Annotated in this window: 2 rRNA genes; both read left to right on the top strand. The window is 57.0% G+C overall.

What is annotated here, in order from left to right:
* Window positions 1-196 precede the first annotated feature (196 nt).
* A 16S ribosomal RNA gene (locus ACZ50K_RS37545) occupies window positions 197-1,722 on the top strand.
* Between the two features lie 284 nt (window positions 1,723-2,006).
* Window positions 2,007-5,130: ribosomal RNA gene (locus ACZ50K_RS37540) — 23S ribosomal RNA — on the top strand.
* The 16S and 23S rRNA genes sit together here, the layout of an rRNA operon.
* Window positions 5,131-5,162 lie beyond the last annotated feature (32 nt).

The raw sequence follows: 5,162 nt of genomic DNA, 5'->3' as shown, positions 1-5,162 counted from the left end.
GTACAAAGGAAGCGTCCGCACCTTGAGAACTCAACAGCGTGCCAAAAATCAACGCCAGAAGTTGATACCCCGTCCACCTCGGTGGATGAGGTTCCTTTGAAGTAACACAAAACACAGCGAGGACGCTGTGGACAGTCGGCCATATTCCGGCATGACTGTCCCGCTCTCGTGGTGTGCACCCGATTACGGGTAAACATTCACGGAGAGTTTGATCCTGGCTCAGGACGAACGCTGGCGGCGTGCTTAACACATGCAAGTCGAACGATGAAGCCCTTCGGGGTGGATTAGTGGCGAACGGGTGAGTAACACGTGGGCAATCTGCCCTTCACTCTGGGACAAGCCCTGGAAACGGGGTCTAATACCGGATACCACTCCTGCCCGCATGGGTAGGGGTTGAAAGCTCCGGCGGTGAAGGATGAGCCCGCGGCCTATCAGCTTGTTGGTGGGGTAATGGCCCACCAAGGCGACGACGGGTAGCCGGCCTGAGAGGGCGACCGGCCACACTGGGACTGAGACACGGCCCAGACTCCTACGGGAGGCAGCAGTGGGGAATATTGCACAATGGGCGAAAGCCTGATGCAGCGACGCCGCGTGAGGGATGACGGCCTTCGGGTTGTAAACCTCTTTCAGCAGGGAAGAAGCGAAAGTGACGGTACCTGCAGAAGAAGCGCCGGCTAACTACGTGCCAGCAGCCGCGGTAATACGTAGGGCGCAAGCGTTGTCCGGAATTATTGGGCGTAAAGAGCTCGTAGGCGGCTTGTCGCGTCGGATGTGAAAGCCCGGGGCTTAACCCCGGGTCTGCATTCGATACGGGCAGGCTAGAGTGTGGTAGGGGAGATCGGAATTCCTGGTGTAGCGGTGAAATGCGCAGATATCAGGAGGAACACCGGTGGCGAAGGCGGATCTCTGGGCCATTACTGACGCTGAGGAGCGAAAGCGTGGGGAGCGAACAGGATTAGATACCCTGGTAGTCCACGCCGTAAACGTTGGGAACTAGGTGTTGGCGACATTCCACGTCGTCGGTGCCGCAGCTAACGCATTAAGTTCCCCGCCTGGGGAGTACGGCCGCAAGGCTAAAACTCAAAGGAATTGACGGGGGCCCGCACAAGCAGCGGAGCATGTGGCTTAATTCGACGCAACGCGAAGAACCTTACCAAGGCTTGACATATACCGGAAAGCATTAGAGATAGTGCCCCCCTTGTGGTCGGTATACAGGTGGTGCATGGCTGTCGTCAGCTCGTGTCGTGAGATGTTGGGTTAAGTCCCGCAACGAGCGCAACCCTTGTCCTGTGTTGCCAGCATGCCCTTCGGGGTGATGGGGACTCACAGGAGACCGCCGGGGTCAACTCGGAGGAAGGTGGGGACGACGTCAAGTCATCATGCCCCTTATGTCTTGGGCTGCACACGTGCTACAATGGCCGGTACAATGAGCTGCGATACCGTGAGGTGGAGCGAATCTCAAAAAGCCGGTCTCAGTTCGGATTGGGGTCTGCAACTCGACCCCATGAAGTCGGAGTTGCTAGTAATCGCAGATCAGCATTGCTGCGGTGAATACGTTCCCGGGCCTTGTACACACCGCCCGTCACGTCACGAAAGTCGGTAACACCCGAAGCCGGTGGCCCAACCCCTTGTGGGAGGGAGCTGTCGAAGGTGGGACTGGCGATTGGGACGAAGTCGTAACAAGGTAGCCGTACCGGAAGGTGCGGCTGGATCACCTCCTTTCTAAGGAGCACAGTACCGATTGCAGGCAAATGTTCTGCACGGTCAGCTCATGGGTGGAACGTTGATTAGTTGGCACGGTCTGTAGATGGATTCGCGAGTACTGCTTCGGCGTGGAAAGTGAAGATCATCGAAGGATCGTGCTTGGCACGTTGTTGGGTATCTGAGGGTACGGCCGGTTAGGTCGAACCTTCGCGATGCCGGCCCCAGTGAACTTGTGCCTTTGGTGCAGGGTGATGGGTGGCTGGTCGTTGCTTGAGAACTACACAGTGGACGCGAGCATCTGTGGCCAAGTTTTTAAGGGCGCACGGTGGATGCCTTGGCACCAGGAACCGATGAAGGACGTGAGAGGCCGCGATAGGCCCCGGGGAGCTGCCAACTGAGCTTTGATCCGGGGGTGTCCGAATGGGGAAACCCGGCAGTCGTCATGGGCTGTCACCCATGCCTGAACACATAGGGCATGTGGAGGGAACGAGGGGAAGTGAAACATCTCAGTACCCTCAGGAAGAGAAAACAACCGTGATTCCGGGAGTAGTGGCGAGCGAAACCGGATGAGGCTAAACCGTATGCGTGTGAGACCCGGCAGGGGTTGCGCATACGGGGTCGTGGGAATGAGCTTTCATGGTCTGCCGGCCATGAGGCGAGTCAGAAACCGTTGATGTAGTCGAAGGACATGCGAAAGGTCCGGCGTAGAGGGTAAGACCCCCGTAGACGAAACATCAGCGGCTTGCTTGCTCATCTCCCAAGTAGCACGGGGCCCGAGAAATCCCGTGTGAATCTGGCGGGACCACCCGCTAAGCCTAAATATTCCCTGGTGACCGATAGCGGATAGTACCGTGAGGGAATGGTGAAAAGTACCGCGGGAGCGGAGTGAAATAGTACCTGAAACCGTGTGCCTACAAGCCGTGGGAGCGTCGCCGTTGTTCTTCGGAACAGCGGTCGTGACTGCGTGCCTTTTGAAGAATGAGCCTGCGAGTTAGCGGTGTGTAGCGAGGTTAACCCGTGTGGGGAAGCCGTAGCGAAAGCGAGTCCGAATAGGGCGATTGAGTTGCACGCTCTAGACCCGAAGCGGAGTGATCTAGCCATGGGCAGGTTGAAGCGGAGGTAAGACTTCGTGGAGGACCGAACCCACCAGGGTTGAAAACCTGGGGGATGACCTGTGGTTAGGGGTGAAAGGCCAATCAAACTCCGTGATAGCTGGTTCTCCCCGAAATGCATTTAGGTGCAGCGTCGTGTGTTTCTTGCCGGAGGTAGAGCACTGGATAGGCGATGGGCCCTACCGGGTTACTGACCTTAGCCAAACTCCGAATGCCGGTAAGTGAGAGCACGGCAGTGAGACTGTGGGGGATAAGCTCCATGGTCGAGAGGGAAACAGCCCAGAGCATCGACTAAGGCCCCTAAGCGTACGCTAAGTGGGAAAGGATGTGGAGTCGCAGAGACAACCAGGAGGTTGGCTTAGAAGCAGCCACCCTTGAAAGAGTGCGTAATAGCTCACTGGTCAAGTGATTCCGCGCCGACAATGTAGCGGGGCTCAAGCGTACCGCCGAAGTCGTGTCATTGCAGCAATAGGGCCAACGCCCGCTGTGATGGGTAGGGGAGCGTCGTGTGCCGGGTGAAGCAGCAGCGGAAGCTAGTTGTGGACGGTTCACGAGTGAGAATGCAGGCATGAGTAGCGATACACACGTGAGAAACGTGTGCGCCGATTGACTAAGGGTTCCTGGGTCAAGCTGATCTGCCCAGGGTAAGTCGGGACCTAAGGCGAGGCCGACAGGCGTAGTCGATGGACAACCGGTTGATATTCCGGTACCCGCTTTGAAACGCCCAATATCGAATCAGGCGATGCTAAGTCCGTGAAGCCGTTCCGGACCCTTCGGGGAAAGGAAAGTGGTGGAGCCGACGAACCAGACTTGTAGTAGGTAAGCGATGGGGTGACGCAGGAAGGTAGTCCAGCCCGGGCGGTGGTTGTCCCGGGGTAAGGGTGTAGGCCGAGGGGTAGGCAAATCCGTCCCTCATATAAGGCTGAGACCTGATGCCGAGCCGATTGTGGTGAAGTGGATGATCCTATGCTGTCGAGAAAAGCCTCTAGCGAGTTTCATGGCGGCCCGTACCCTAAACCGACTCAGGTGGTCAGGTAGAGAATACCGAGGCGTTCGGGTGAACTATGGTTAAGGAACTCGGCAAAATGCCCCCGTAACTTCGGGAGAAGGGGGGCCATCACTGGTGAGAGGACTTGCTCCTTGAGCTGGGGGTGGCCGCAGAGACCAGCGAGAAGCGACTGTTTACTAAAAACACAGGTCCGTGCGAAGCCGTAAGGCGATGTATACGGACTGACGCCTGCCCGGTGCTGGAACGTTAAGGGGACCGGTTAGTGACCTTTCGGGGTTGCGAAGCTGAGAACTTAAGCGCCAGTAAACGGCGGTGGTAACTATAACCATCCTAAGGTAGCGAAATTCCTTGTCGGGTAAGTTCCGACCTGCACGAATGGCGTAACGACTTCTCGACTGTCTCAACCATAGGCCCGGTGAAATTGCACTACGAGTAAAGATGCTCGTTTCGCGCAGCAGGACGGAAAGACCCCGGGACCTTTACTACAGTTTGATATTGGTGTTCGGTTCGGCTTGTGTAGGATAGGTGGGAGACTGTGAAGCGGCCACGCCAGTGGTTGTGGAGTCATCGTTGAAATACCACTCTGGTCGTGCTGGATGTCTAACCTCGGTCCGTGATCCGGATCAGGGACAGTGTCTGATGGGTAGTTTAACTGGGGCGGTTGCCTCCCAAAGGGTAACGGAGGCGCCCAAAGGTTCCCTCAGCCTGGTTGGCAATCAGGTGTTGAGTGTAAGTGCACAAGGGAGCTTGACTGTGAGACCGACGGGTCGAGCAGGGACGAAAGTCGGGACTAGTGATCCGGCAGTGGCTTGTGGAAGCGCTGTCGCTCAACGGATAAAAGGTACCCCGGGGATAACAGGCTGATCTTCCCCAAGAGTCCATATCGACGGGATGGTTTGGCACCTCGATGTCGGCTCGTCGCATCCTGGGGCTGGAGTCGGTCCCAAGGGTTGGGCTGTTCGCCCATTAAAGCGGTACGCGAGCTGGGTTTAGAACGTCGTGAGACAGTTCGGTCCCTATCCGCTGTGCGCGTAGGAATATTGAGAAGGGCTGTCCCTAGTACGAGAGGACCGGGACGGACGAACCTCTGGTGTGCCAGTTGTCCTGCCAAGGGCATGGCTGGTTGGCTACGTTCGGGAGGGATAACCGCTGAAAGCATCTAAGCGGGAAGCCTGCTTCAAGATGAGTATTCCCACCTCCTTGAGAGGGTAAGGCTCCCAGTAGACGACTGGGTTGATAGGCCAGATGTGGAAGCCCGGTAACGGGTGGAGCTGACTGGTACTAATAGGCCGAGGGCTTGTCCTCAGTTGCTCGCGTCCACTGTGTTAGTTCTGAAG

Source organism: Streptomyces sp. NPDC033845 (assembly GCF_055576225.1).
The sequence above is the reverse complement of the archived record's forward strand: the minus strand, read 5'-3'. Positions and strand labels throughout refer to the sequence as shown.